The 278-nt window shown below is 65.5% G+C and carries 1 protein-coding gene; it reads right to left on the bottom strand.

Translation table 11 applies throughout. The features are described 5' to 3' along the window. A partial coding sequence (locus tag ACWUKX_RS31065; RefSeq protein WP_456010471.1) for a transposase family protein occupies positions 1–220 on the bottom strand: 220 nt, incomplete at its 3' end. Positions 221–278: the final 58 nt, after the last annotated feature.

Here is a 278-nt window from a genome sequence, read left to right as displayed (position 1 = left end):
GACCGAAGGCCTCCGGGTCGAGCAGGCGCAGCAGCCGCGAGACCGTATCGTGGCTGGGGGCTGCGTCATAGTCGATCAACCGCGACAGCGCCTGCTTGCGCTCTTGCGCGAACAGGGCGAACTCCGTCGCATTGCTGGCGCCGCACAGGCTTGCCGCGATCATCATCACGATCAGGTCACCAAGCCGGTGCGTGGCGTTGGGCGCGCGTGGATCAGGCACCGCGCCAAAGTAGCTCTCAAGGCAGGAAATGGCAGTCGCTCCTTCGCTCAACTGCCTC

Source organism: Mesorhizobium sp. f-mel, from assembly GCF_053850215.1.
The sequence above is the reverse complement of the archived record's forward strand: the minus strand, read 5'-3'. Positions and strand labels throughout refer to the sequence as shown.